The following is a 24,111-nucleotide window of genomic DNA, read 5'->3' as shown; positions in this document are numbered from 1 at the left end:
GGCGTCATGGAGGAGAAGCTCACCCTTGGCCTGCCGGATGCGCAGGCAGCGATCGCCCCGATCAACAAGTATCGGGAAAAGGAAGAGGAGAAGCGCAGCGCGCGCAAATTCTTCGTGCCGCTGACCGCCTTCTCCGCCCTCGCCATGATGTTCGGCAAGGCCGAGCCGGAGGCGAAGAACCAGCAGACGGAAAGCCGCGAGAAGGAAGAAGGCCCGGCAGCGCGCGACGATTACGAAGTCATCGAGGATGTCACGGCCTTCCTGCAGCAGCTCGCCAGCGAGGAATACCCTGTCGAGACCGAGCAGCAGCCCGCGGTGCGCCTGAGCTTCCGCACCACGCTCTTCTACGTTTCCGAACTGCCGGAGCGCGTCCAGCGCGGCGTCGTCACCATCACCGCCAACGACAACCGCCGCAGCATCATCGATACCGGCGAGGGTTTCGAGTTCCCCTCGCCGCGCTCGCCGCTCAGCCTCGATTTCCAGCCACGCCCATCCCGCGGCACTCCCGGGCATGGCGGCGGCGGCCAATCTTCAGAAGACGATCCCAACCGGGCGCCGATGAGTTTCGGACGGCCGATCTTCTCGAGCGGCTTCGTCAACCTGTCGGCGCTGGTGCTGCTCGACGATCTGCTCGCCCATATCTACGATCCCGATGGCGACACGCTGAGCATCAACGATATCAGGGTCACCTCCGGCCAGATCCGCTCCTATGGCGCCGATGTCTGGCTCTATACGCCGCAGCGCGGCTTCGTCGGCGACGTCACCTTCACTTACGACGTTTCGGATGGCGCAGCCGAGATCCGCACCGCCGCGATCTTCCGACTGCAGAAGGCGCCGCCGCATGAATTGCAAGGCACTGAAGGCGACGACACGCTGACCGGCACGCCGGGCGAAGACCTGATCGCCGGCCTCGGCGGCAACGACACGATCTACGGCCGCGAGAGCGACGACGTCATCAATGGTGGCGCGGGCGACGACCTGATCCTCGGCGGCGACGGCAACGACACGCTCTATGGCGGCGCCGGTCACGACACGCTGTTCGGCGGCCATGGCAACGACGTGCTCTTCGGCGAAGACGGCAACGACCGCCTGTTCGGCGAGGCTGGCAACGATATCCTGATCGCAGGGCGCGGCGACGACCAGCTGAGCGGCGGTACCGGCGCCGACCGCATGTTCGGCGAAGAAGGCAATGACGACCTGCTCGGCGAAGCCGGCGACGACTATCTCGACGGCGGCGACGGCGCGGACACGCTGACCGGCGGCAGTGGCAATGACGTGGTGATTGCCGGCAAGGGCGACGATGTCATCAAGGCCGGACTCGCCGGCGAAGAAGCGCGCGCTTCGACCGCGCCCTCCAGCGACGGCAACGACACCTATTCCGGCGGTGAAGGCCATGACGTCTATGATGTCAGGAGCGCCCGCAAGGCGATCACCGCCGATCTGTCGCAGGGCACTGCGACAGGCGAGGAGATCGGTAGCGACCGCCTCACCGAGATCGAAGGCGTGCTCGCGGGCTCGGGCAACGACACGCTGACCGGCAATGACGAAGCCAATCTGCTTTCCGGCGGCGAGGGCAACGACGTCCTCTGCGGCCTCGATGGCGACGACAGCATTTCCGGCGGCAAGGGCGACGATGTCGTCGTCGTGCGCGGCCGCACCGGCGATGATGATGAAGACGACGACGATGGCGACGACGACTATTGCGGCGATGACGGCTTCGACACACTCGATCTCGCCGCGCTCGTGCAGGAAGTCATCGCCGATCTCGAAGCACAGCTCGCCGAAGGCCAGGAGATCGGCCGCGATACGATCATCGGCTTCGAGGCCGTCATCGGCGGCGCCGGTCATGACCGTCTCTCCGGCAACTCCGCCGACAACATCCTCGTTGGCGGTGACGGCAACGACCGCCTCTCCGGGCGCGACGGCGACGACGTGCTGACCGGTGGCGATGGCAACGACACCGTTTCCGGCGATGACGGCGACGATATCGTGCTGGCCGCCGTTCATGCCGCCGACGAAGACCGCGATGGCCGCAGCGATGGCGACGACAGCTACAAAGGTGGCGACGGCTTCGACACCTACAGCGCCGCAGGCGCCGTCCATGCCGTCATCATCGACCTCGACCGTGGAACCGCGACCGGCGTCGATATCGGCGCCGACACGCTCGACGGATTCGAAGCCGCGATCGGCGGCAGTGGCGCCGATATGCTGATCGCCGGCAACGGCTTGAATTTCCTGGCGGGCGGCGATGGCGCCGATGTCTTCGTGTTCCGCAGCCTCGCGGCGCTCGAAAACGATGGCGATGGCCGCGACGAGATCCGTGATTTCACTGTCGGCGACAGGATCGACTTCTCGGAAATCGCTGCCGGCATCGGCGGTCTGGTCTTCGGTGGCGATGATAGCGGCGGCCCGCAGGCGGCGCCAAACCGCATCGTCCTCTATCACGAGAATTTCGAGGGCGGCGACCGGACGATCGTCAAGGCGATCATCGATTTCGACCGGGACGAGGATTTTGAGATCCTTCTCTACGGCCGCCACGAACTGACCGAACAGGATTTCATTCTCGCAGCACGCGAGCCCAGCCAGGACGGCGTCACGCCGCATCAGAGCTGATCAAGAACAAGGACAATGAGGGGAAAGCACATGCAACCGGCAAAGAAAGAAACCCAGAAGCAGTTCGGCATATCCGGGCGCATCTATCTGTCCGCGTTCCTGGCAGGCGCGCTGGTCTTCGGCATCGGCGGCTGGGCGGCGCAGGCCAAGCTCTCGGGTGCCGTCATCGCGCAGGGGCAGGTCGCCGTCTCGCAACAAGTCAAGGTGATCCAGCACCGCGATGGCGGCATCGTCTCCGAGATCCTCGTGCGCAACGGCGATGCGGTGCGCAAGGGCTCGGTGCTCTTCCGCCTCGACGAGACGCAGACGCGCGTCGAGCTGACCATCGTCCAGGGCCAGCTGCAGCAGATGCTGGCGATGATGACCCGCCTCACGGCCGAGCGCGATGGCGCCAAGTCCCTTGACTTCAAGGGCCTTGCCATCCCCGCCCCGCTCCTCGAAAGCGAGACCAAGCTGTTCAGCGAAAATCTCGGCATGCTGACCAACCAGAAGGAGCAACTGCGCCTGCAGATCATCCAGCTGGAGCAGCAGGTGGCCGCCTATCGCGCCCAGGCCCAGTCGAACGAGGCGGAGCAGGAAATCATCGACAAGGAGCTGCAGAAGGCCAACAACCTTCTTGCCAAGGGCTTGATCCAGGTGGCCCAGCAGCGCGATCTCGCCCGGCAGAAGGCCCGCAACGAAGGCGCCAAGGGCGAGCTGATGGCGCGCATGGCCGAGACCGAAAACGAGATCAGCGAGGTTCGCATCAAGCTGCTGTCGCTCGACCAGAACCACCGCAAGGAAGCACAGACCGAGATCGTCGCGCTCGAAGCCAAGGTGGCGGAGCTCAGGGAACGCGAAGTCGCCGCCCGCGACCGGCTGACCCGCATGGAGGTCCGCGCCCCGGTCGACGGCCTGATCTATGACATGCAGATCCACACGATCGGAGGCATTGTCGGCGCCGGCGCGACCGTGATGTCCGTCGTCCCCGATAGCGAAGAGATGAGCGTCGAAATCCAGGTGCCACCGGCCGATATCGACCGTATCGCCCCGGGCCAGCCCGCCCGCATGCGCTTCACCGCCTTCAACCAGCGCACCACGCCGGAATTCCACGGCACCGTCGATGTGGTCGCTGCGGCGACCGCAACCGACCGCGCAACCGGCCGGCCCTACTATCTCGCGACCATCACGCCAGCCGATCTTCTGGCGCTCGGATCGCGCAAATTGATGCCCGGCATGCCTGTCGAGGTCTATGTCCAGACGGAGGAGCGCAGCGCCCTCTCCTACCTCGCCAAACCCTTTACGGATCAGATGATGCGGGCGTTTCGCGAGGAGTGATTGGCTTCCGCGAAACGTATCGGCAGCCGCGGCCCGGAGCGTACCGCCATCGCTCCGGGCCGCGCGCCGTTAACCCTTCGTTAACTATATTGGACCAGCCTTGCCGCTATCGAGGCCTCCCCGGAGGCGCGCTTCCAAGCTAAGTTGAGGTGGTAAGATGCGGCTCGTTACACTGCCCGGAAAGATACTCGCCAAGACAAACCATACGCTGATCATCATGGGCGACGGCGCGGCGCGACAGGCCGTCTGTGTGCTTGATGAAGCCCTGAAGGCTGCCAATCGTGTTGATGCGGTGCGCCAGCATCTCGGGCTGATCGAGCGCATCGCCAGCGGCAAGACCGACCGCGGCGAGGTCGCCTTCGACGGCCGCGTCTGGATTACCTCCGCCGATTTGGCCAGCGATCACGGCGGGCGCCTGCACTAGCGGTCGAAGAATTCCTGCCACTGCTTTTCGCCGGCCATGCAATCGCTCTTCGGCGCCGTGGCAGCCTTCTGGATTTCCGGCCAGGGCGTCACCCCGCTGACTTCGAGGACCAGCTTGCGGCGCACAGCAACGCCGAAATCCTCGATCTTGTAGACCGGCAGCACGAAAGCGCCGGGACCGCCGATGACGCAATCGGCATAATAGTTGTCGAGACCGCCGGGAGCGCCCGAGGGCCGCAGCATCAAGGCCAGTCCGTTGATGATCAAGCCCGCCTCCACGGCCTTGTCGCGCGTCGGGGCAACCGGGCTTCCGGCATTGTTGGTACCGTCGCCTGAGACGTCGATCACCTGCCGCATGGCGGAATAAGGACTGGTGACGATCATCGTCGCCCCCTGCGTGATCGCCGTCGAAATCGAGGTGCGGCGCTGGGTATTCAGCGGCCGCTCCTCCAGCCTGTTGGCAAAGGCGAGCGCATCGTCCTCGTTCTCGATGACATGCCAGTCGATCACCGAACCGGGCACGACATAGCCCGCCCACTCGAAATAGCTGATGGCGATCCGGCCGGTCAGCCCGCCCTTGACCGCATCGATGAATTCCCTGTGCTTGAGCGCCTCGACATAGCCTTCGCGTTGGATGCGGACCTCCTCGAAATCCATCGACCGGGATGTATCGACAGCAAGTACGAGCTTGACATCGACCTCGTTCGACCCGGCTTGCGCCAGGACAGGCGCGCTTCCCGAAAGACTCATGAGTATCGCGAGCGTCTCAAACATCGGCAATCCAATCACCGGCTATGGAGTCCGGAAAGGATATAGTCCGCCCCTTTCATCTGCCAATGAGGCAGGGAAAGTTTGCGCCTGTGCCAAAGATATGCGTCCGCGCGACGCACGTTTTCCTTGCGTTAAGCACAGATCGAGATCGAATGGCACAATCTCTGATGTACGCCGTTTTCGCTGCATGTCAGGCTTTCTGCACCATATGCGGCAGCTGAACAGCGACCGCAACGGCAACTTCGCGATGATGACCGCGATCGTCTTGCCTGTGCTCATCGGCGGCGCGGGACTTGCGATCGATCTCGGCAACATCATGCTGTCCCAGCGGCAGCTTCAGGAGGCAACCGATTCCGCGGCTCTTGCAGTCGCCACGGCCCTCGCCGACGGCAAGGTCGACGACACCGGTGGAAAGGCGCTCGCCAAGGACTTTGTCAGCGGCCAGATGGCGAACACGGTGAGCGCAGCGGCAGCCTCCGCCATCAAGAGTGCGACGAACACGACGATAACGACAACGACCAACGGCACTGCCAAATCGTTCACGGTCGCCGTCAGTTCATCGGCAAACATCACCTTGACACCGCTGATGGGGCTCCTGGCCGGCAATACGCGGACGATCACCGCGTCGAGCAATAGCGCCAGCGGATCGGGCAGCACCAAGAACGGGCTCTCGATGGAGGTGCTTGTCGATGAGTCCGGATCGATGGCGCAGAATACGACAACGGTGAAAAACACACCCTGCCTCATCCCGCTCTTGAACGGCTGCCTGCTTTACGGCCCGCCCGTTTACGTCACCAAGATCGAAGCCCTCAAACAGGCCGCCACCGCACTCTTCGACGCACTGGACAAGTCTGACCCCACCCCCCGATATGTCCGGACAGGGGTGATCTCCTATACGAATGGCATCAAAGGCAAATCGGCAATGGCCTGGGGAACGAGCGACTCCCGGCGCTACGTCACCAACATGACGCTAGCGCCGACGGGTGGCACCGATGCGACAACATCTGTCAACACCGCGACCACGGCGATCAAGAAGAACGGCTATGGGACCGACACCGAGAGTGTCGAGCAAATGAAGAAAAACAATGCCAATTCCGATCGGGTCATCATCCTGATGACAGATGGGGAAATGACCGGGAATTCCGACCAGTGGAGCAAGACCCTCGACCAGTCGGTGCGAGACGAATGCGCGGCCGCCAAGAGCGCAGGCATTGTCATTTATACTGTAGCCTTCATGGCGCCCGAGAACGGCAAGAGCCTGCTCAGATACTGTGCCTCGTCACCGGCCAATTACTACGAACCGAACACGATGGACGGGCTGGTTGCCGCCTTCGCCTCGATCGCCGAGACTGCGACCAAATCTGTCAGCCGCCTGACCAACTAGCCCTACGCACGCCGCCGATCTGTCGAGGACCGCTCGACCCAATCGGCCACCGCCCTGTTGCGTCCTTTCGCCTTGGCGCTCAACAGTGCCGCATCGGCGCGCAGGAGCACATCCGCCGAAGGGGTGTCCGCCGTCGATGATGCCGCGCCGAGGGAGATCGTCACCGCACCCAGCAGGCGGCCGTGATAGGTGACCGGCGTTGCCGCAATCAGCGTGCGCAGTTTCTCGGCGAGATCGAGCGCGCTGCCTTCGGCACCACCTTCGAGCAGGATCGCGAACTCCTCGCCACCGAAGCGATAGACCGTGCCCGCCTCGCCCACCGTCTCCGACAGGATCGCGGAGACGCGGCGCATCACCTCGTCGCCGGCGTCATGGCCGAATTCGTCGTTGAAGCGCTTGAAGTGATCGATATCCACCATCATGGCGATCACCTCGCCCTGTTCGTCTCTGGCGATCCGGTTCAGCGCATCATCCAGCGACCGGCGGTTCAGGAGGCCTGTGAGCCCGTCGCGGATCGCGAGGCTCATCAGCCGGTCGCGCAGCTGCAGATTGGCAACGCCGAGGCCGATATTCTCGGCGATCAGCTCGAAATAAAGACGCGCCGAGGCAATTGCATGACTGTCCGAAGCGCCTTCGAAATAGAGCAAGCCGACCGTATCGCCCTGCGCTGAGAGCGGGACGCAAATGCCCATCTCGTCTGCATGTTCCAGATGCTGGCAAGGAATATCGCCGGCAGCGGCATCGCTGACATGCGGACGGCCGCGCCGCAGCGCCCAGCATTCAGCCGACGTCAGCACGGGGCCGGCGCGGCGCGGTTCGCGCCAGCTGCCGATTGAGCTCAGCGCCGTGCGGCTGTCGTTCATGACATAGAGATGGCCGGCGAAGTCGGGGAAAATCTGCGGCGCGAAGAGCGAGACCACCTCGGCGAGCTCCTCCTGCCGCTGGCAGGCCTGCAGGCGGTGCATCATCTGCAGGATGAGATCCTTGGTGCGCTGGTCCGCCCGGCGCTCGGCATCCAGCCGCTCGCGCTCCAGGCCATTATCGCGAAAAATCTGGATGGCGTCGTTCATCTCGCCGATCTCGTCGCGCCGGTTATCGGTCAAGACCTCGACGGCATAATCCTGTCGCGCCAGCCGGTTGACGATCCCGGTCATGCGCATCAGCGGCATGGCCACACGCCGCCGCAGCACGAAATAGAGCACCCCGAGGAAAACCGCCGCCGTCAGGCCGAGGAGGCTTTTGGCCACCGCACCCCAGAAGTCGCTCCATTGCTTGGCGTCAGTGAGAGCATCATTGGTGCGGGTGGCGATGAGGTCAGTCAGCTGGCGAACGCTCGTCAGCAGATCGCTCTGCACCCGCTCGTGTTCGGCGCCGTAAAGCATCTGGCGCGCGCCTTCCTGATCGCCATTCGCATAGGCGGTTACCGCGCGCTCTTCGATCGCATCGAGCGCTTCGCCATCCTGCTCGATCTCCTGGATCAGAGCCATTTCCTGCTGCAGCAGAGCGGCGGCCTTGAAGGATTTCAGCGCCTGCTCGCGATCACGCTCGCCATTCTCGTCGCCACGGAAGGCCTGGAGATGGCGGTCTTCGCCGCGCATCACAAAGAGACGCGCATCCTCGCTGGTCTGCTCGGCCGCCATGGTCAGGCGCTCGGAAAGCTCGTCCAGCGCCTGGCTTTCGACGACCGTCTGCCGCTCGTGATCGGCGCTGCGCGCCGACAGGATGAAGGCACCGCCTGACAGCAGCGTCAGACCGACCGTGACGCCGTAAGCCCAGTTGGTGATCGTGCTAATCCGCATGTCGAAATCTCGCCTGCACGAAAGTCTGTGTCCTAAATCGTACGTCGATATGTGGACCTTAACGATCGAGCGTTAAATGAGTATTTAATAATAAGCGTGAAGGTTGAGCCACCAAAACGGGAACCGGGCATGGCGATACCACAGCTGCTTCAAGCGCAACAACGCGAAAATGTGGAGCTGGCGCAGCAGAGCGCGGCGCTGACGACGATCGACCGGGCGCTGAAGACCTTGCGCCGGCACCTGAAGATGGATGTCGCCTTCGTCTCGCGCTTCATGCCCGACCACCGTCTCTTCCGGAATGTCGATAGCGCCGCCTATCCTTCGCCGCTTCAGGCAGGCGACCTTCTGCCGCTCCATGACGGCTATTGCTACAAGGTGGTGACCGGCCAGCTGCCACGGCTCATTCCCGATACGTCGCTCTGCCCGGAAGCGATGGAGATCCCAGCGACGCATCAGATGCCAATCGGCGCCCATGTCAGCGTGCCGCTGGTGCTTCATGACGGGCGCATCTACGGGACGCTCTGCTGCTTTTCGAGACATGCCGATCCGACGCTGAACGAGCGCGACCTCGAGATCATGAATGCCTTTGCCGAGCTCATCGCCAGCCAGATCAGCGATGAGATCCGCCACAATCTCGATTTCTCGGAGCGACTGCTGCGTATCACCGAAGCGCTGGCGTTGCGCGAGCCGGCGATCGTCTTCCAGCCGATCTTCGCCATGGCCGACCGCCAGATCGTCGGGCTCGAGGCGCTGGCGCGCTTCGGCGGCGAACCGAAACGCTCGCCGGATATCTGGATCTCGGAAGCAGCCGATGTCGGCATGCGCTCGCGCGTCGAGCGCCAGGCGATCGAGAATGCCATCGACGAGTTCACGACCATCGGCGATGATACGATCTCGCTGTCGCTGAACGTCTCGGCGGCGACCATCGTCGACAGTTCGCTCGATATCGTGCTGCGCCATCTGCCGCTGGACCGGGTCATTCTCGAAGTCACCGAACACGAGAAAATCTACGATTACCAGCAACTCGCCGCCGCCCTCCATCCCCTGCGCGAGCGCGGGGTCCGCATTGCCATCGACGATGCCGGATCGGGCTATGCCAGCATGCGCCACGTCCTGAACATCCGGCCTGACATCATCAAGTTCGACATCAGCCTGACCAAGGATATCGAGACCGACAGCGTCAAGCGGGCGCTTGCCCATGCGCTGGTGACCTTCGCCCATCATACCGGCAGCCTTGTCGTCGGTGAGGGTGTCGAGACGGCATCGGAGTTGCGCACGCTCGGCGATCTCGGCGTCGATCTCGTCCAGGGCTATCATCTCGGCCGTCCCGTCGCCGCCGATCTTGTGCGCCAGCATCTGATGGCGAACTGACGATCTCTCGTCAGCCCCGCACGGCACTAGCAAATTTCGGATTGCGGATCGCCCAGCTGACGAGATCGACCTCGATATCGTCGAACCATGCCTCCAGCACCTGCCAACGATAGCTCATCTCATCGAGCAAGGGATGCTGGAGCTCGTGATAGGCATTGGTCAGTTCGGCGATCGCCGCGGTGTCGATCGGTTCTTCCCGGGACTTTTGCTGGAGGGTTTCGAGATATTCGGCCTGGTTCTGATCATGCGCGCGCTTGACCTGCATGTATGTGCGCAGCGTCACGAGAACTTGGTCTTTGTTGGCCATGAGTCGAATCCCGTTTGGAATCCGAATACCGCGAACCGCATATTCGCGCCAACGAAAAAGCCGGATCGCTAATATTTGTGATCACGCAAAAAGGGCGACCGCCGGCCGCCCTTTGCATGCTTAAACTCTTGCCGGATCAGGCGGCGCTGCGCTTCGGCAGCTTCCAGCCCGGGCGGATGAAATGGCAGGTATAGCCATTCGGGATCCGCTCCAGATAATCCTGGTGCTCCGGTTCAGCTTCCCAGAAGTCGCTGACCGCAGTCACTTCCGTCACCACCTTGCCCGGCCACAGGCCGGAGGCATCGACATCGGCGATCGTGTCTTCGGCAACGCGCTTCTGCTCGTCGCTCGTGTAGAAGATCGCCGAGCGGTAGCTCGGGCCGCGGTCGTTGCCCTGGCGGTCCTTCGTCGACGGATCGTGGATCTGGAAGAAGAATTCCAGAAGCTCGCGATAGCTGATCTTGGCCGGATCGAAGATGATTTCGATCGCTTCGGCGTGGTTGCCGTGATTGCGATAGGTCGCATTGGCCACCTCGCCGCCGCTATAGCCGACGCGGGTTGAGATGACGCCGTTATAGCGGCGAATGAGGTCCTGCATGCCCCAGAAGCAGCCGCCTGCGAGAACTGCGCGTTCCGTCGTCATTGAACTTCCTCCACCTGGTCGAGATAGGCACCGTATCCTTCCGCTTCCATGCTGTCGCGATGGACGAAGCGGAGCGATGCCGAGTTGATGCAATAGCGCAGGCCGCCGCGATCGCGCGGGCCGTCAGGGAAAACGTGGCCGAGATGGCTGTCACCGTGGCTGGAGCGCACCTCGGTGCGAACCATGCCGTGCGAGACGTCGGTGAGTTCCGCGACATTGGCGGGCTCGACCGGCTTGGTAAAGCTCGGCCAGCCGCAGCCGGATTCGTACTTGTCGGACGAGGCAAAGAGCGGCTCGCCGGACACGATGTCGACGTAGATGCCGGGCTCCTTGTTGTCGAGATATTCGCCCGTTCCGGGCCGTTCGGTCCCGGACTGCTGGGTCACACGGTACTGCTCCGGCGTCAGCTTGGCGATGGCGTCGGCACTCTTGGTGTAGTGCTGCATGTTTCTTCTCCTAGCGATCGATCGCCTGCACCAGCGTCCGGAAACGTGGGATCGGAACTGGACGAGGGTGGCGGATCGTTAAGCGCTATATAGGCATCCGCCTCGTAGTTTGTCAGGTCATACCAAGGCTAAACTTTGTATCACAACGTATCTGCGGGGCTCAGTTCCGGAAGACGAGGCAGGTGCCGTTGTTCTTGCGGATCTCGGCGCAGAGCTGGTCCGCCTCGGCGCGGGTCTGGCGGGCAATGCGCGTTACATAGCGCGGGCGGAAGCCGAAACTGCGGTCGCGCTGGCGCATGACCAGCGGCTGTTCGGCATTGAGCGGCGCCGGCAGCCGCTCGACGGCCGCCATGAACAGGCGGCGCGCCGCATCGGGATTGGCATGGGCGGCCAGCTGTACGCCCCAGGGCATCCATGTACCCTCGTTCTGCCAGACGGGCTCGCGCAGCTTCCGGCTTTCGGCAAGGGCAACACAGCTATCGAGGAAGGTCTTGGTCTTGTCGAGCGCAGGGGCCGCGATCTCCGGCGCCTCGCCCTTCCAGTCCTCGACACTGTGCGAGGTGATGCCGATGACATAGGCGCGGGTCTCCGACGGCAGGCCACCGCCGCCGAGATAGCTCGCAAGTCTGTTCTCGCCCGCATTATAGGCGGCCGCGGCCAGGCCGAGATTGCCGAAGCGGTCACGCAACTCGTCGAGATATTCCGCTGATTTCTGCAGCGCCTCCAGAACATCGTAGCTGTTTTGCAGACCGCGCAGCTTCGCCGTACCCGGCATGAACTGGGCGATGCCCTCGGCGCCCTTGTAGCTCAGGGCATCGGCGCGAAACCGGCTCTCGCGCCAGATCAGCCGCGCGAAATAGTCCGGCGGCAGCTCGAAATCGGCGGCGGAGCGCTCTATGGCACTGCAGAGATCGCGGTTGAAGCTGTCCTTGCGGATGCAAAGCGTCTCGCCCGTTCCAGACGCCGAGCGGGTATAGAGACATCCGGCAGGCGCCGGTCCTTCCGGCTCGCCTGCCGCGAAAGCGGAAGGGGCCGGCGACCATGCAGCGAGAACCGCTGCGAAGAGCGCCAACCAACGCGGTGATGACTGCCTCACTGCCTTCATCTGGTTCCGGCACCGCCAAGCAGCGCCGCCATCACATGGCTAATGTAGCCATACGAGATGCTTTGACGCCTCCCGTCAAGAGCAGGACCGGCGCCGACATCTGCCAGCGCCGGTCATTCGATCAGGCGGCGCGGACCTTGCGACCGCCGCGTGCCCATTCCGGCAACCAGTCGCCATGGGCGACGAGGAGATCGTCGACCAGCGACCAGATCTGGTCGAGATCGAGCTCGGCCGCCGTATGCGGGTCCATCATCGCCGCATGGTAGATATGCTCGCGATTTTCCGTCATCAGCGCCTGGACCGTCAGTTCCTGAACGTTGATATTCGTGCGCATCAGCGCCGTCAGCTGCGGCGGCAGGGCGCCGATATAGGTCGGCTGGATGCCGGAGGCATCGACGAGGCAGGGCACTTCGGCGGCGCAATTTTCCGGCAGCGAGGTGATGCAGCCGTTGTTGCGGACATTGCCGTAGATGACCGAAGGCTCGCCGGTCCAGACCGAGTTGATGATCGAGGAGGCATACTCCTTCGACTGCTTGACCTCGATCGTGTTGGCAGAGCGGTAGGTCTCCGCCTGGCCCTTCCAGCGCTCGATCTGCTCGATGCAGCGCTTCGGATATTCGTCGAGCGGGATGCCGAATTTCTCGATCAGGTCCTCGCGGCCTTCCTTGATGAAATAAGGCGTGTATTCGGCGAAATGCTCTGAGCTTTCGGTGACGAAATAGCCGAGGCGGGTGAGCATCTCGTAGCGCACCTTGTTCGGGCAGCGCGGGTTCCAGCCGGGTTTCGGCGCACGGCCCTCGCGGTAGCCGCGCACCAGATCCGGATAGAGATCGCGGTAGGAGCCGTCGGGCTGGCGATGCTCGAATTTCAGGTAGAAGGCCATGTGGTTGATGCCGGCCGAACGGTAGCGGATTTCCTCGTAGGGGATATCGAGGTCGTGGGCCAGTTCCATCGCCGTGCCCTGCACCGAGTGGCAGAGGCCGACCTGCTTGATCGTCGGGTACTTCTCCGAGATCGCCCAGGTGTTGATCGCCATCGGGTTGACGTATTGCAGCATGATCGCCTCGGGGCAGACCGCGAGCATGTCCTCGCAGATCTTCCAGAGATGCGGCACGGTGCGCAGACCGCGCATGATGCCGCCGACGCCGAGCGTATCGGCGATCGTCTGGCGCAGGCCGTATTTCTTCGGCACTTCGAAATCGGTTACCGTGCAGGGCTCGTAGCCACCGATCTGGAAGGCGACGACGACGAAATTGGCGCCGGCCAGCGCCTTGCGCTGATCCGAATAGGTTTCCGCCTTGGCGCTGACGCCCAGCGTCGAGATCAGCTTGTTGACGACGATGGCACTCTCTTCGAGACGCTGCGGATTGATGTCCATCAGCGCGATCGTGGCGCCCGACAGCGCCGGGCGCTGCAGGATGTCGCCGACGATGTTCTTCATGAAAACGGTGGAGCCAGCTCCGATGAACGTAATTCTGGGATTTGCCATGTAAACCTCCGGCAGATGCAAATCAGGCTACCTCGAAAGCGGCTTTGACGAGCCGTTCGGTGTAAGCGGTCTTGGGATTGGTGAGAACTTCGTTGACTGGACCCTCTTCCATGATCTTGCCATGCTGCATGACGATCACGCGGTGGCAGAGGGCGCGCACGACCTTGAGATCATGCGAAATGAACAGGTAGCTGAGGCCGCGCTCGTCCTGCAGCTTGCGCAGCAGCTCGATGATCTGCGCCTGGACGGAAAGATCGAGCGCCGAGGTCGGCTCGTCGAGCAGGATGAACTCCGGTTCGAGGGCAATGGCGCGGGCAATGGCGATACGCTGGCGCTGGCCACCCGAGAACTCGTGCGGGAAGCGCGACAGGATATTGCCCGGCATGCCTGCCGCCGAAAGCGCGTCGCGCACGCGGTCGAGACGCTCCGCCTTGGTGGCGCCGAGCCGGTTGACGACGAGCCCCTCCTCGATGATCTGGCCGATCGTCATGCGCGGATTGAGCGACGAGAAAGGATCCTGGAAAACGATCTGCATGCGCGCGCGCAGCGGCCGCATTTCGGATCGCGACTTACCGTGGATCGGCTGCCGGTCGAAATAGATCTCGCCGGTATCGGGGTCGTTAAGGCGCACCAGCGCCTGCCCGAAGGTCGTCTTTCCCGAACCGGACTCGCCGACGAGGCCCAGCGTCTCGTGCCGGCGCAGCGTCAGATTGAGGCTGTCGACGGCGACCAGTTCCTTCAGCTCAGGCTTGAAGAAGCCGCCATGGCGCATCATGAAGGAAACGCGGACGCCGCGCGCATCGAGAATGATATCCGATCCCTCAGGCAGCGGATTGGCCTGGCCGCGCGGCTCCGATGCCAGAAGATGCTTGGTATAGGGATGCTGCGGGTTGGCAAAGAGCTGCTCGGTCGTGTTGTGCTCGCGCATTTCGCCGTGCTGCATCACATAGACGTAGTCGGAAAACTGGCGAACGACCGTCAGGTCGTGGGTGATGAGGATCACCGCCATCCGCAACTCTTTCTGGAGGTTGCGAATGAGGTTGAGGATCTGCGCCTGGACGGTGACGTCGAGCGCCGTCGTCGGCTCGTCGGCGATCAGCACATCGGGGTTGTTCGACAGCGCCATGGCGATCATCACGCGCTGGCGCTGGCCGCCGGAGAGCTGGTGCGGATACTGCTTCAGCCGCGCTTCCGGATCAGGAATCTGCACCTGCTTCAGGAGCTCCAGCGCCCTCGCCTCGGCCTGCTTGCGGCTGACCTTGTTGTGGACGCGGATCGCTTCGACGATCTGGCTGCCGATCGTATAGATCGGGTTCAGCGAGCTCATCGGCTCCTGGAAGATCATCGAGATCCGGTTGCCGCGCAGCTTGCGGCGCGCCGGCTCGGAAAATTTCAGGATATTCTTGCCTTCATACTCGACGGTCGATTTCGGCGAGGTCATGGCACGCTTCGACAAGAGCCCCATGACGGTACGCGCCGTCACCGACTTGCCGGAGCCGGATTCGCCGACGATGGCGATCGTCTCGCCGCGATAGAGCTGGAAGGAAATATCCTTCACCGCTTCGACGAGACCGTGCTCGACCTTGAAGTTCACGCCGATATTGCGGGCGTCGATGATCGGGCTTTCCTTGCGGCCGTCATGATCGTGACGGACGGGCGGAGCAAAGGAACTGACAAGAGCAAGAGCCATCTTCATCACCTCAGTAAGGATCGACCGCATCGCGCAGACCGTCGCCCAGCGCATTGAAGGCGAAGACGGTGACGAGCACGAAGCCGACGGGGGCGAGAATCCACGGATAGGTCCCGATGACGGAGTAGTTCGCCGTATCCTGCAGCATCAGCCCCCAGGAGATCAGCGGCGGCTTCACGGCAAAGCCGAGGAAGCCAAGGAAGGATTCGAGCAGCACGACGCTCGGGATATGCAGCGTCACCGCCACGATCACATGGCTCATCACATTCGGCAGGATGTGCTGGAAGATGATGCGCCGGTCGGTCGCTCCGACAGCCATTGCGGCGCGCACATAGTCGATGCGCGCGAGCGCCAGCGTCTTGCCGCGCACCTCGCGTGACATCTGTGCCCAGCCGAGCGCTGACATGACGAAGATCACGAAGGCGAGGAAGATATTGGTCGGCGCGGTGATCGGGATCAGCGAGGTCAGCGCTAGGTAAAGCGGCAGTTGCGGGAAGGCGAGCACCAGTTCGACGAAGCGCTGCACCCAGACGTCGAACGCGCCGCCGAAATAGCCGGAGACCATGCCGACCGTCGTGCCGACGATGGTGACGATGAAGACGACGGTGAGCGCGATCATCAGCGAGATGCGCGAGCCGACGATGGCGCGGGAGAGCACGTCACGGCCGAACTTGTCGGTGCCGAGGAAATGCACCGGCTGGCCATCGACCGAGCCGAAGAAGTGGCGGTCGGCGGGGATCAGGCCGAGCAGCCTGTATTCCGCACCCTTGACGAAGAAGCCGAGCACCCGCGGATTGTCATAGTCTGGCCCGACGATCGGCTGGAAGGTGACGGGGTCGAGCTCCTCGGAATCGGCAAGCGCATAGACCCGCGGCCAGACGAGATTACCATCCTTGTCATGGATGCTCATGACCTGCGGCGGCGCAAAGCCGACATCGGTCGCCTTCGGATCGAGCGGCGCGAAGAAATCGGCAAAGATCGCCATGATCAGCAGCAGCCCGACGAGGATCAGCCCCATCATGCCGGTCCAGGAGCGGCGAAGGCGGCGCCAGACGAGAGCGAGATAGCTCTCGTTGCCATGAGCGGTCGCCTTGACGTTTTCTTCGTGCGGAGGCGGCGGAGAGGAATCGAATGCCAGCATCTCAGGCACCTCCATATTGGCGGACGCGCGGGTCGAGCATGGCAAGCAGCATGTCGGCGATGATGTTGCCGACGATCAGTGTGGCCGAGAGCACCAGCATGAAAGTGGCGGTGACATAGACGTCGCCGATCGCCATCGAGCCGACGATGGCCGGACCGACGGTCGGCAGGGCGAAGATGATCGCCGTCTCGATTTCGCCGGTCAGCATGTAGGGCAAGACGACGCCCTGATACATGACGAGTGGATGCAGCGCATTCGGAACCGCATGGCGCATGACGACGGCACTGCCCGAGAGACCCTTGGCACGGGCCGTCTCGACATATTGGGCATTCAGCGTATCCAGCAGATTGCCGCGCATGACGCGCATGTTGTAGGCGAGCCCGCCGAAGGTGGCGATCGCGACCACCGGCCAGACATGGCTGACGAGATCGACGAATTTCGCCCAGGACCACGGCGCCCCGCCATATTGCGGCGAGAAGAAGCTGCCGATTTCGCTGACATTGAACTGGAAGACCAGGAGATAGACGATGATCAGCGCCATGAGGAAGCGCGGCACCGTCATGCCGAGGAACGAGATGCCCGAGAGCAGGCTGTCGATCCAGGTGTACTGGCGCGTTGCCGCCCAGATGCCGAAGGTTATGCCGAGGATCGATGCAAAGATATGGCAGACCAGCGCCAGGGCCAGCGTGCGCGGCAGGCGCTCGCCGACGACATCGGCAACCGGCTTGTTGTAGAACATGCTGTAGCCGAAATCGCCTTCGGTGATGATGCCCTTCATCCAGTTGAAATACTGGACGACCATCGGCTTATCGAGGCCATGCTCGACGCGGTAGGCCTGCGCCTGTTCCTCGGCCTGCGCGAAGGACGCGCCACTCTGATTGATCAGCTGCGAGCGGATGTAATCGGCATAGTCGCCGGGTGGCGCCTGGATGATCGCGAAAGTCACCACGCTCAGAATGAAGAGGACGGGGATCGCCGAGGCGATGCGCATGAGCAGGAATCGTAGCATCGGACGGTTCGCTTCTCCTTGCCGCCAGTCGCTCGTCTAGCGCGGCCGGCTTGTTGATTATGCCCGGCCGCGCGCAGCACGCGCGGCCGGAAGCTCATTCGGTTGGGAGGGAGCTCTTAGTTGATCGGACCCTTGTCTCCGGGCTTGCCGGGCAGCTGTTCGGGGAACAGCTCGTACTTGCCCTGCTTGTCGGCAGCGACCCACAGACGCTCGCGGATGACGGAATCTTCAGCCCAGTTGAACATGAAGATCGGCGTACCCTGCGGGACGTTCGAGAAGCGCTTGTTGACGATCAGCGCACCCGGATATTCCGTGAGGCCGACGGTATCGACATGCTCGGTCGCGGTCTTCTGATACTGCTTCATCAGGTTGACGCGCTCGTCATTATCCTGCGTCGTGCGGAACTTGTTGACGATATCGGCAAGCTCCTTTTCGTAGGGCAGGAGATCGAGCTGATCATCCTTACCGGCGCGGTGGTGCCAGCTGGTGCGCGGACCGACGGCGGCAAGCTGTTCGGTATTCTGCACCACGGATGCGAGTTCCGTCGCATTGCGCTGGATCAGCCAGTCGAACTGGCCGGCATAGTGGGCATTGTCGCGCTTGGGACCATCGAGCGCATTGATGATGACCTTGATGCCGAGCTTTTCCATCTGCCCGACGACGCCTTCCGCAAGGCTCTTGTCGGTGGCGTAGCCGTTGTTGACGAGCAGCACGACCTCGACATCCTTGCCGCCGGCAGTCCCCGCCGGGAAGTTCACGAAGCCATCACCGTCGGTATCCTTGAGGCCGACCTTGGCGAGCAGCGCCTTGGCGCCTGCCAGGTCGAAGGGATAGTAGACTGTGGAGTTGCGATCGTAGAAGCTCGTGCCCGAAGACAGGCCGCCCGGATAGATCGCAGTGAACGGACCCTTGACGAGCGAGTCGCCGATCGCCTTGCGGTCGACCGCCATGGTGACGGCCTTGCGGAAGTCCTCGTTGCGGTTGAGGTTGCGGATCGCCTCGCCGCGCTCGTCCGGGTCACCCCAGCCGTTGGCGGACAGGTTCATGCGCATGTTGTAGCCGATCAGGCGCGGGCCGAAGGCGAGACGCGCCGGAGCGGTCTTTTCGGCAGCGCGCTTCAGCGACGCCACGAAGTTTTCCGGCTGCTCGAGGTTCGAGAAGTCACCGGAGCCGGCAACAGCCTGAACGTCGCGGTCTGCCCAGGTCGAGAGCTTGTAGTGCAGCTCGTTGAGGTAAGGCAGCTGATTGCCCTTCTCGTCGACCTTCCAGTAGTAGGGGTTGCGACGCATGACGATGATATCGTCAGGACGATATTCGACCGGCACCCAGGCGCCCATGACCGGCATGTTCATGAATTCCGGCGGGAAGGCGTTCTTGAACTGGTCGTAGGTGTTCTTCGAATATTTCGGATGCTGCGGCTTCAGGATATGCGACGGACCCGGGCAGAAGTTCGGGTAGGCCATCGTATAGAGATACTGCTTCGGGAAGGCATCCTTGAAGGTCCACTCGACCGTGTAGTCGTCGATCTTCTTGAGCGTCGTTCCCTCGCCGAAGGCCTCAGGCGATGCGCCGCCGCCAAGCGGTGAAACGTTCGGGTCGATGACCTCGTCTTCCCAGTAGAACATGATGTCGTCGGCGTTGAACGGCGCGCCGTCCGACCATTTCGCACCTTCGATCAGATGCATGGTCAGCTTGTGACCGTCGGCAGACCATTCCCAGCCCTTGGCTAGGTTCGGAAGCGGCTCGGTGTCCTTGGCTTCGACCTGGAAGAGCGGCGCGGTGCGCGTCAGGCATTCGGAGAGGCCGATATCGATGCCGCCCCAGCCCTGCGTCTGGCCGGCGCCATAGTTCCAGCCTTCCGGACGGCCGCCGATAACATGGCGCATCGTGTCGCCATAGACGCCGATACCGTCAGGCATGTTGCCGGTCTTGAAAACCAGCGGCTCCTTGGGAAGGCGATCCTTGACCGGCGGCAGTTTGCCGGTGTCGACGAAATTCTTCTTCACCCAATCGGGCTCGTTATACGAAGGAAGCGCCTTGAACTCCTCAATGGAGTCGCGCGACACATATTTGATCTTGCCTTCCGCCGGGAACTGCGGCGGCGCAGGCGGCGTTGTCGGTTCGGAAGCGTAGGCATTCAAGGCAGCAACTGAAACGCCGAGCGCCAGCCCTGCCAGGATGCCGATCTTGCGGAAATTCGTCATCGTCTCTCCCTCTTGTTCCGGAGCGCTTGCACGCGTCTCCGCTTCTCCTCAAAGAATGATGAAGCAAGCCTTGGCGCGGCGGCCTTCCTCCCGAAGAACCGCCGCGGCTTGCCTCACCGGAAAATCAGACCGCCTGCTTCAGCGCCGCCTTTTCGGCGCGAAGCTCTTCGATCGAGCGGACGTTGCGGCGGGCTGCACCGGCCCATTCCTTCGTCTTGACCTTGGAATTCGCCAGGCGCTCCTTGGCGGCCGGTACGGCGTCGGCATATTGCGGCAGCCAGCGTGCCTGGGCGACGACCATTTCATCCACCATCTGCCAGACTTCTTCCGGCGTCGAGACCGCACCGACGAGCGGGTCGTGCAGCACGGCGAGCTTCAGCAGATCGATATCGCCGGAGATTGCCGCGTGAACCGACATGCGCTGGACGTTGATCGACGCCATGCAGGTTGCGGCGCAGGCTTCCGGAATGGTGATGCCGGAGACCATGTTGATGCCGAAGCGGTCGACGAAGCCGGGCGATTCGATGATCGCATCCGACGGCAGGTTGGTGATCACGCCGTTGTTCTTGACGTTGAAGTGACCGCGATAGACCCGGCCGGTTTCCAGCGCTTCCAGAATATGGCTCGCATGCTCGTTGGAGCGCTTGGCCGGATCGATCGGCTTTTCGGCCGATGCGAGGAATTGCGGGAACTCGGTTTCGAACCAGTTGCGGGTTTCGGTCGAGTGGCGGAGGTAGCCGCCGGTCTCGCCGTGTATCCAGTCCGACATGTCGATCCATTTGGTGATTTCGTCAGGACGCTTGCGGTACCAGGGCAGGTATTCCGAGAGGTGACCGTTGCTTTCCGTCGAATAGACACCGAAGCGCTTCAGGACGTCGATGCGCAGCTTTTCCTGCTGCGAGAAGACAGGATGCGCCTCGAAGGCGGCAACCAGCTCCTCCTTGCCGATCTTGCGGCCGTTGAGCTTCAGATCGATGAACCAGGTCTGGTGGTTGATGCCCGAGCAGATGTAGTCGAGCTCGCTCTGCGACTTGGCGCCGAGCACTTCGGCGATCTGTTCGGCCCCATGCTGGACGCCGTGGCAGAGGCCGACCGTATCGACCTTGCCGTACTCGATCGCAGCCCAGGTGTTCATCGCCATCGGGTTTGCGTAGTTGAGGAATTTCGCGCCCGGCTCAGCCAGCTCGCGGATATCCTTGCAGAAGTCGAGAATGACGGGGATGTTGCGCTGGCCGTAAAGAATGCCGCCAGCGCAGATCGTATCGCCGACGCACTGGTCGATACCGTATTTCAGCGGGATCCTGATGTCGTCGGCATAGGCTTCGAGGCCGCCGACGCGCACGCAGCTGATGATGTAGCGCGCACCGGCGATCGCCTCGCGGCGGTTGGTCGTCGCCGTCACCTTGGTCGGCAGCTTGTTGGATTCGACGATCTTGTCGAGGATCGCCTTGATCATCTGCAGGTTATGCTCGCTGAGATCGGTCAGCGCGAATTCGATGTCCTTGAATTCCGGAACGCACAGGATGTCCGTGAACAGCTTCTTGGTGAAGCCGACGCTGCCTGCCCCGATGATAGCGATTTTGAAACTCATGTCCTTCACCTCGGTCCGATCGAATGTTACGTAGAAAGAAGACAAAAGGGTACCAGGCCGCCCGCTGGCGCAGGCGATCGAAAATCACTGGAAATGAAACCTGTATTCCTCCCAGCCGTTCGTCCAGCCGCGATCTCTTCCTCTTATGCGAGGGGATTATGCGTATATTCGATGAGGCGGCCAGAGAAGGATTATGCTTTCGAGGGTAATTTTGTGCTGCAGGATTTGATCGCCAACGGACAGGCCATGAGGACCGTTTCGCTGCCCCGCGGACGCCAGCGGCTGCACGCCATGCCGACCAGCGCCGGCTATGAGGTGCGCGAGAACGAGACCTATGATTGGGACGGGCGCAAGCGCGGCCAGACGCCGTTTACGGTGCTGCAGCACACGATCAGCGGCAGCGGCCATCTGCGCTACCAGAACCGCAACTACAAGCTCCAGGGCGGCGACACGATGATGGTGCTGGTGCCGCACAATCACCGCTACTGGCTCGAAAAGGGCGAGCGCTGGGAGTATTTCTGGATCTCGATGAACGGTGACGAGACGCTGCGCATCCACAAGATGGTGATGGCGCTGTCCGGCCCGGTCCTCAAACTGCAGCCATCGACCATCGATCACCTCGCCGATTGCAGCCTGCGTCTCGTCAAGGGCGCCACGACCCCGGGCTCAGCCTCGGCGATCGCCTACGAGGCGGCGATGGCGCTTTACGACGACGTCTTCGGCTCTCCATCCTTCATGGCCGAGCAGAGCCTGATGCAGCCGGTCATCGACCACATCAACACCAATCTGGAAAAACCGCTCCCGGTCAGCGAGCTTGCTGCCATCGTCGGCCTGAGCCGTGCCCACTTCTCGCGCAGCTTCGCCGACAGCGAAGGCGTGCCGCCCGCCGAATACGTGCTGCAGCAGCGCTTGCAGCGCGCAGCCAAGCTGCTGACCAAGGCAGATTTCCTGCCGGTCAAGGAAGTGTCGATCATGTGCGGCTTCGAAGACGCCAACTACTTCGCCAAGGTCTTCCGCCGCGTCTACGGCATCACGCCGACCGAATTCCGCACCACGGGCATGTATGCCAGCATCGGCCGCAGCCGGTAGGCGTCGGGACGGCCACGGCCGCCCCTCGCCCGATCATCAGATCGACCAGAGCGCGCCGCCGTCGCAGGCAACGGCCTGGCCGGTGATGTAGCCGGCCTTGTCGGAGGCGAGGAAGGTCGCGAGTGCCGCGAATTCCTCCGGGCGGCCGATGCGGCCCATCGGGATCATCTTGCTGACCTTGTCGAGGTCGAGCTTGGCTTCGGCCAACCGCTCGGTCATCGTGTAGCCGGGCATCAGCGCGTTGACGGTGATGCCGCTTGCGGCAAATTCGCGGCTTAGCGTCTTGGTCAGGCCGTGAAGCCCGGCGCGCAAGGCGTTGGAGATCGTGAAATTATTGATCGGCTCCTTTGCGGCGATCGAGGTGACCAGCAGGACGCGGCCCCAGTTGCGCTCGCGCATGCCCGGCAGTGCCGCGCCGATCGCGTCGGTGGCGCTGACGAACAGGCCCTCGAAGGCATTGCGCCAGTCGTCGCTGGCGATGTTCTCGAAGGGCATGGTCGGCGGACCGCCGGTGTTGACGACGAGAATATCGACCTTGCCGAGCGCCGCCACCGCCTGATCGACGACAGCGCGTCCGGCCGAGGGCTGGCGCAGGTCGGCCACGAACGGCGTCGCTCCGAGCCGCCCGGCGGCATCCTTCAGCCGCTCTTCGTCGCGGGCGCAGATCGCGACCTTGACGCCTTCCGCCGAAAGCTCCTTGGCGATCGCAAAGCCAAGCCCTTTCGAAGCGCCCATCACGAGCGCCGTTTTACCGTTCAAGCCAAGATCCATGGCAACCTCTTCTTCAAATCGTTCTTCGTCTCAAAAATCAGGAACCGCTGACCTCGACGCTGCCGATGCCGGAGACATCGAAGCGGTAGGTGAAAGGCCCGGTCGGAAAGCGCGTGGTGACGATGCTGCCGGTCATGACGATGTCGCCCTTGCGCAGCATCCGCCCGGATGCCGCCAGATGGTTCGCAAGCCAGGCAAGCGGCACGTAGGGATGACCGAGAACATCGGCGCCCAGCCCGCGGGCAAATTCGGTGCCGTCGAGATAGGCAACACCCGTCGCCTCCTCCATCTTCGCCGGCGGCGGCGTGAAGGCGCCGAGCACGACGCCGGCATTCCAGGAATTGTCGGCGATCAGCGTGCCGCAATGGAGAACGCTGTAATCGGCATGCCGGTCGTCGACGATCTCGATCGCTGCTGCGACCGCATCGACGGCGGCCCCCGCCGTTTCCGGCGTGAACGGCACGTCTGACGGCAAGAGGTCCTGGCCGAGCCGGACGCAGATCTCGAATTCGAGGCCGAGGCGGTGATAGTCGGCATGCGCCAGATGCGCGCCGGTGAAGGCGACGCGGCGCTTGAAGATCGTGCCGTGGATCGGCTGGTCGATGCCGCACATGTCCTGCATGCGCTTCGAGGTCAGGCCGATCTTGTAGCCGGCAGTCTCGTCGCCGTCGCGGATCGCGGCGATATACTTTTCCTGCACATTATAGGCGTCGGCGAGGTCGTTGATGCCCTCAAGCCGGTGAAAATTCGTGCCGCTGCGATGCTCGGCAACCAGCGTGCCGGCGAGTTCGGCGCTCTTGTCGGTCAAATCTCATCCTCCCGTTTTTCTCCTCCCATAGATGTTTCGCAGCGCGCTGAACAGCCACCTTGATCCGAACAGCCACCGTGAAATGTCTTCCAGGATGCCCGGGCGGAGCGAAGCATCCTGGAAGACGACCGGCCCGGTGT

Annotated in this window: 20 protein-coding genes; 6 read left to right on the top strand and 14 right to left on the bottom strand. The window is 62.7% G+C overall.

The genetic code is table 11. The features are described 5' to 3' along the window. Positions 1–6: 6 nt before the first annotated feature. From ACEN84_RS26180 to ACEN84_RS26170, 3 genes are all read left to right on the top strand, one after another. Positions 7–2,613 (top strand): cadherin-like domain-containing protein, encoded by a 2,607-nt coding sequence (locus ACEN84_RS26180; RefSeq protein WP_413712223.1) that lies wholly within the window; start codon positions 7–9, stop codon positions 2,611–2,613. A gap of 30 nt (positions 2,614–2,643) precedes the next feature. Further along, positions 2,644–3,930: an HlyD family type I secretion periplasmic adaptor subunit gene (locus tag ACEN84_RS26175; protein ID WP_413712222.1), complete on the top strand. Its 1,287-nt coding sequence runs from the start codon at positions 2,644–2,646 to the stop codon at positions 3,928–3,930. Between the two features lie 157 nt (positions 3,931–4,087). Next, complete coding sequence (locus ACEN84_RS26170; RefSeq protein ID WP_112718590.1) at positions 4,088–4,354, top strand: hypothetical protein; 267 nt, start codon at positions 4,088–4,090, stop codon at positions 4,352–4,354. Here ACEN84_RS26170 and ACEN84_RS26165 read toward each other — a convergent pair. Continuing rightward, positions 4,351–5,127, bottom strand: coding sequence for a DUF1194 domain-containing protein (locus ACEN84_RS26165; RefSeq protein WP_413712221.1), 777 nt, complete (start codon positions 5,125–5,127; stop codon positions 4,351–4,353). The genes ACEN84_RS26170 and ACEN84_RS26165 overlap by 4 nt on opposite strands. On the opposite strand from ACEN84_RS26165, the gene ACEN84_RS26160 reads away from it, so the two are divergent. Continuing rightward, entirely contained in the window at positions 5,102–6,508 is a 1,407-nt protein-coding gene (locus ACEN84_RS26160) for a pilus assembly protein TadG-related protein (protein WP_413712220.1), read from the top strand. The genes ACEN84_RS26165 and ACEN84_RS26160 overlap by 26 nt on opposite strands. Positions 6,509–6,510: 2 nt before the next feature. On the opposite strand, the gene ACEN84_RS26155 is transcribed toward ACEN84_RS26160, so the two are convergent. Continuing rightward, positions 6,511–8,307 (bottom strand): diguanylate cyclase, encoded by a 1,797-nt coding sequence (locus tag ACEN84_RS26155; RefSeq protein WP_413712219.1) that lies wholly within the window; start codon positions 8,305–8,307, stop codon positions 6,511–6,513. 129 nt (positions 8,308–8,436) lie between these two features. On the opposite strand from ACEN84_RS26155, the gene ACEN84_RS26150 reads away from it, so the two are divergent. Continuing rightward, positions 8,437–9,678 (top strand): EAL domain-containing protein, encoded by a 1,242-nt coding sequence (locus tag ACEN84_RS26150; RefSeq protein WP_413712218.1) that lies wholly within the window; start codon positions 8,437–8,439, stop codon positions 9,676–9,678. A 10-nt stretch (positions 9,679–9,688) separates the two neighbouring features. Here the strand turns inward: ACEN84_RS26150 and ACEN84_RS26145 are convergent, their stop codons facing one another. From ACEN84_RS26145 to ACEN84_RS26100, 10 genes are all read right to left on the bottom strand, one after another. Next, on the bottom strand, positions 9,689–9,985 hold the full coding sequence (locus ACEN84_RS26145) for a hypothetical protein (protein ID WP_112718600.1): 297 nt from the start codon (positions 9,983–9,985) through the stop codon (positions 9,689–9,691). A 136-nt stretch (positions 9,986–10,121) separates the two neighbouring features. Beyond that, complete coding sequence (gene msrA / locus ACEN84_RS26140) at positions 10,122–10,628, bottom strand: peptide-methionine (S)-S-oxide reductase MsrA (RefSeq protein WP_413712217.1); 507 nt, start codon at positions 10,626–10,628, stop codon at positions 10,122–10,124. Further along, positions 10,625–11,074, bottom strand: coding sequence for a peptide-methionine (R)-S-oxide reductase MsrB (gene msrB / locus ACEN84_RS26135; RefSeq protein ID WP_112718604.1), 450 nt, complete (start codon positions 11,072–11,074; stop codon positions 10,625–10,627). Before msrB ends, msrA begins: the two co-directional genes overlap by 4 nt. Before the next feature lie 160 nt (positions 11,075–11,234). Further along, on the bottom strand, positions 11,235–12,179 hold the full coding sequence (locus ACEN84_RS26130) for a lytic transglycosylase domain-containing protein (RefSeq protein WP_413712216.1): 945 nt from the start codon (positions 12,177–12,179) through the stop codon (positions 11,235–11,237). A 121-nt stretch (positions 12,180–12,300) separates the two neighbouring features. Continuing rightward, a complete protein-coding gene (locus tag ACEN84_RS26125) occupies positions 12,301–13,668 on the bottom strand; it encodes an alpha-glucosidase/alpha-galactosidase (protein ID WP_130280831.1) in 1,368 nt (455 codons plus the stop codon). 22 nt (positions 13,669–13,690) lie between these two features. Further along, on the bottom strand, positions 13,691–15,358 hold the full coding sequence (locus ACEN84_RS26120; RefSeq protein WP_413712215.1) for an ABC transporter ATP-binding protein: 1,668 nt from the start codon (positions 15,356–15,358) through the stop codon (positions 13,691–13,693). A 10-nt stretch (positions 15,359–15,368) separates the two neighbouring features. Continuing rightward, positions 15,369–16,499, bottom strand: a complete 1,131-nt coding sequence (locus tag ACEN84_RS26115; RefSeq protein ID WP_413712214.1) for an ABC transporter permease — start codon at positions 16,497–16,499, stop codon at positions 15,369–15,371. Position 16,500: 1 nt separating this feature from the next. Continuing rightward, positions 16,501–17,508: an ABC transporter permease gene (locus ACEN84_RS26110; RefSeq protein ID WP_112718612.1), complete on the bottom strand. Its 1,008-nt coding sequence runs from the start codon at positions 17,506–17,508 to the stop codon at positions 16,501–16,503. 116 nt (positions 17,509–17,624) lie between these two features. Beyond that, entirely contained in the window at positions 17,625–19,712 is a 2,088-nt protein-coding gene (locus ACEN84_RS26105) for an ABC transporter substrate-binding protein (RefSeq protein WP_199625829.1), read from the bottom strand. A 124-nt stretch (positions 19,713–19,836) separates the two neighbouring features. Next, positions 19,837–21,303: an alpha-glucosidase/alpha-galactosidase gene (locus ACEN84_RS26100; RefSeq protein ID WP_413712213.1), complete on the bottom strand. Its 1,467-nt coding sequence runs from the start codon at positions 21,301–21,303 to the stop codon at positions 19,837–19,839. Positions 21,304–21,516: 213 nt separating this feature from the next. Between ACEN84_RS26100 and ACEN84_RS26095 the strand changes: the two genes are divergently transcribed. Beyond that, the gene (locus ACEN84_RS26095; protein ID WP_413712212.1) at positions 21,517–22,392 is read left to right on the top strand and encodes a helix-turn-helix domain-containing protein; all 876 of its coding nucleotides are present in this window, start codon (positions 21,517–21,519) and stop codon (positions 22,390–22,392) included. Positions 22,393–22,428: 36 nt separating this feature from the next. Here the strand turns inward: ACEN84_RS26095 and ACEN84_RS26090 are convergent, their stop codons facing one another. Together ACEN84_RS26090 and ACEN84_RS26085 are read right to left on the bottom strand one after the other, a co-directional pair. After that, on the bottom strand, positions 22,429–23,163 hold the full coding sequence (locus ACEN84_RS26090) for an SDR family oxidoreductase (protein ID WP_203430423.1): 735 nt from the start codon (positions 23,161–23,163) through the stop codon (positions 22,429–22,431). A 37-nt stretch (positions 23,164–23,200) separates the two neighbouring features. After that, positions 23,201–23,971 carry a 2-keto-4-pentenoate hydratase gene (locus ACEN84_RS26085; protein ID WP_413712211.1) on the bottom strand — a complete coding sequence of 257 codons (771 nt, stop codon included), beginning with the start codon at positions 23,969–23,971 and terminating at the stop codon, positions 23,201–23,203. Between the last annotated feature and the right edge of the window lie 140 nt (positions 23,972–24,111).

This window comes from Rhizobium sp. Rhizsp82, assembly GCF_047325115.1.
Lineage (GTDB): Bacteria > Pseudomonadota > Alphaproteobacteria > Rhizobiales > Rhizobiaceae > Rhizobium.
The sequence above is the reverse complement of the archived record's forward strand: the minus strand, read 5'-3'. Positions and strand labels throughout refer to the sequence as shown.

Coding starts and splice junctions, on each gene's coding strand:
- ACEN84_RS26130 (WP_413712216.1), bottom strand. CDS start 12,179: ATGAAGGCAGTGAGGCAGTCATCACCGCGTTGGTTGGCGCTCTTCGCA.
- ACEN84_RS26155 (WP_413712219.1), bottom strand. CDS start 8,307: ATGCGGATTAGCACGATCACCAACTGGGCTTACGGCGTCACGGTCGGT.
- ACEN84_RS26165 (WP_413712221.1), bottom strand. CDS start 5,127: ATGTTTGAGACGCTCGCGATACTCATGAGTCTTTCGGGAAGCGCGCCT.
- ACEN84_RS26100 (WP_413712213.1), bottom strand. CDS start 21,303: ATGAGTTTCAAAATCGCTATCATCGGGGCAGGCAGCGTCGGCTTCACC.
- ACEN84_RS26105 (WP_199625829.1), bottom strand. CDS start 19,712: ATGACGAATTTCCGCAAGATCGGCATCCTGGCAGGGCTGGCGCTCGGC.
- ACEN84_RS26120 (WP_413712215.1), bottom strand. CDS start 15,358: ATGGCTCTTGCTCTTGTCAGTTCCTTTGCTCCGCCCGTCCGTCACGAT.
- ACEN84_RS26175 (WP_413712222.1), top strand. CDS start 2,644: ATGCAACCGGCAAAGAAAGAAACCCAGAAGCAGTTCGGCATATCCGGG.
- ACEN84_RS26125 (WP_130280831.1), bottom strand. CDS start 13,668: ATGGCAAATCCCAGAATTACGTTCATCGGAGCTGGCTCCACCGTTTTC.
- ACEN84_RS26160 (WP_413712220.1), top strand. CDS start 5,102: ATGAGTATCGCGAGCGTCTCAAACATCGGCAATCCAATCACCGGCTAT.
- ACEN84_RS26150 (WP_413712218.1), top strand. CDS start 8,437: ATGGCGATACCACAGCTGCTTCAAGCGCAACAACGCGAAAATGTGGAG.
- msrB (WP_112718604.1), bottom strand. CDS start 11,074: ATGCAGCACTACACCAAGAGTGCCGACGCCATCGCCAAGCTGACGCCG.
- ACEN84_RS26090 (WP_203430423.1), bottom strand. CDS start 23,163: ATGGATCTTGGCTTGAACGGTAAAACGGCGCTCGTGATGGGCGCTTCG.
- ACEN84_RS26110 (WP_112718612.1), bottom strand. CDS start 17,508: ATGCTACGATTCCTGCTCATGCGCATCGCCTCGGCGATCCCCGTCCTC.
- ACEN84_RS26145 (WP_112718600.1), bottom strand. CDS start 9,985: ATGGCCAACAAAGACCAAGTTCTCGTGACGCTGCGCACATACATGCAG.
- ACEN84_RS26115 (WP_413712214.1), bottom strand. CDS start 16,499: ATGCTGGCATTCGATTCCTCTCCGCCGCCTCCGCACGAAGAAAACGTC.
- ACEN84_RS26180 (WP_413712223.1), top strand. CDS start 7: ATGGAGGAGAAGCTCACCCTTGGCCTGCCGGATGCGCAGGCAGCGATC.
- msrA (WP_413712217.1), bottom strand. CDS start 10,628: ATGACGACGGAACGCGCAGTTCTCGCAGGCGGCTGCTTCTGGGGCATG.
- ACEN84_RS26170 (WP_112718590.1), top strand. CDS start 4,088: ATGCGGCTCGTTACACTGCCCGGAAAGATACTCGCCAAGACAAACCAT.